General features: G+C 71.8%; 2 protein-coding genes. Both read left to right on the forward strand.

Annotation, left to right across the window (positions count from 1 at the left end):
- Positions 1 to 902 (forward strand): hypothetical protein (locus AB1609_21440; GenBank protein ID MEW6049000.1); only part of this gene is annotated, 902 nt, incomplete at its 5' end.
- A 305-nt stretch (positions 903 to 1,207) separates the two neighbouring features.
- Positions 1,208 to 2,361, forward strand: a 1,154-nt coding sequence (locus AB1609_21445) for a hypothetical protein (protein ID MEW6049001.1), incomplete at its 3' end; no start/stop codon positions are given.

Here is a 2,361-nt window from a genome sequence, read left to right on the forward strand (position 1 = left end):
TCCTGTCCGCACCGGAGTGGACGCTGCCGGAAGGCCCCGGGTTTTCCGGCCGGGCCGCGGTGGTCGGGCAGTACGGCCAGCCCGGCCTGCCCTGGGACGCGGTGTCCGGCTGGCCGGACCCCGGGGCATGCTGGCTGAACGCGGCACAGGCGGCGACGCGGTTCCGGGTCAGGTTCTCGGTGCCGGCAGGGGGTGACGCCTGCCTCTACGCGGTGGGCGACGACTCCTTCGTAGCGTGGCTGGACGGGGTGCCGGTTCTGTCCGGCTCCGGGACGGGCACGGCTGCCGCGACGCCGCTGGTGCTGCCGGCGGGCGAACACGTGCTGGCCTTCGAGTGCTCGAACGCCAGTGGCCCAGGTGGCCTGCTGGTCTCGCTCCGCAGGGCCGGGGGCGAGGTGGTCGTGCGCTCAGGGGAAGGTGATTGGGAATACGACGGCGACATGTGGCTGCTGCCGGGTTCCGCGGGCGACTTGGGCGGCGTCCCGGTGGTCGTGCCCAAGAATCCCGCCTGGACGGCCGGTCCCGACCCGGGGGCCTCGTGGATCTGGTGCCAGGCCCTGGACGCCTCGGGTTCCCACCCCGCGGGGACGGTCCGCTTCCGCCGGCCGTTTGCGCTGGCCGCGGCGGCGACCGTGACCGTCTCGGTGGCGGCGGACAACTCCGCGCGCGTCTGGGTGGACGGCGTGGCTGTGCTCAACTGGCAGTCATACTTGTCGGCCGGTTCGGCGAGCCTTTCGCTCCCCGCCGGAGACCACGTGCTGGCGGTGGAGGCGGTGAACGCCTCTGATCCCTCAGCGAAGCAGAATCCTGCCGGTGTGCTGGTGAGCGCGAAGGACGCCTCGGGCGCCGTTCTCTTCCGCACCGGAGACTCCGGCTGGCAGACGTCGGGGTACGTACCCTGAGCGCGCGGTTCTCGGGGCGGTTCCAGGGCGGGCGGCCGCACTGGCAAACCGGTTTGGACTTTGGGGCCGGGGTTCAGGCTCGGCAGCGCGGGCTTCCGGATCTCGCCCAGGGACCCGCGTTTTTGTGAAGGGGGGTAAGACGGGGAGGCAGGCTCCGGCTCCCGCACCGGCCGGGCACGTCCCCAGCCGGGGCGGCGCGCTCCTGCGCCGCATCCTCTGACGGGCAGCACCGGACGGGAGGCCCCGGTGTGGTTGCAGGGCGGGTTGGCCTCCGCAATCTTCGCGTGAAAGGAGAGGTGTTTCCGATGCGCCGAATCGTGGTCGGCTCCCTGCTCGCCGTGCTGCTTGCGGGGATCATCGGCCTCGCGGCCGTGGCGGGTGCGAGCGGCATGCCGTCCGCCACCCTACCCCGGCCCCTGCGTTTCTCGCAGCCGGTGCTGCTGGGCGGGGTGCAGGCCGGCCGGGTCGAGGCGGACGGGACGCTTGCGGGCCCGGTGGCGGTGTCGGGTGATGACGTCGTCGGCGCGCCGGGGAGCGTCCCCGGGGGAAGCGCTGTGAGCATACTGTGGCGCGGGGTGGAGGTGGGCCGGGCTGCGGCCGCCGCCGATGGTAGCTTCCGGGTTGCAGCCCCCACCCTGCCCGACCCGCGGGTTTCGGTGATATACGGTGCCAATCTGCCGGAACTCAAGCCGTGGGTGAACGTGGCCGCGTATGTCTACCCGAATCCCGCGGGCAGCGTGTCCGCCTCGGGCTGGTACAGAGACACCAACGAGCGTCCGGAGTGCCTGTTCGACCAGTGTGCCAGCGTTCCAGCAACCGGTAACGGCTCCGTGTGGGGCCGAGGCTTTTGGGGCGCGTACACGACCGGGCTCGGCTGGAATCTCAGGGATCTGGGCCGGGAGGTGTCCGTCAGGAAAGTGCTGATCTGGCCCGCCGGAAGCAGCACCGAGAGCGCCTGGTACCGGGTTGATCTCTCCGGGTTATCCAGCAGCTGGTACACCGAGGGCGGCTGGATCCGCAACGTGGGCTATACGGGCCGCATGGAGCCGGTGACCGTGGGATGGCAGCTCGACGTGCCTGGTGGCCTCCGCGCCTCGCAGGCCAAGCTGACCGCTGACCTGAGCTCCAACTGGACGGGCTGTGTGGAGTTCGCCGTGCTGGCCGACCTACCGGTCGAAGAGGCCCTGGTGGCTCCCGCCTGGACCCTCCCCGAGGGCGTGGGGTTTGCCGGCGTCCCGGCGGCCCTGGCGAAGCCCGCTTCCTGGTCCGGCCACAACCCCGCGTATTGGCCCGACCCGGAGGCCTGGTGGATCTGGTGCGCCGCAGGGGCGGACCAGAGCGCGACTCCGGGCAGGGTGCGCTTCCGGGTGCCGTTCGAGGTGCGGGAGGCGGCCGACGCGATCCTGTACGTGGCGGCGGACGACAAAGTGACCGCCTGGGTCGACGGCGTCAGGGTGCT

Source organism: Bacillota bacterium (genome assembly GCA_040754675.1).
GTDB lineage: Bacteria > Bacillota > Limnochordia > Limnochordales > Geochordaceae > Geochorda.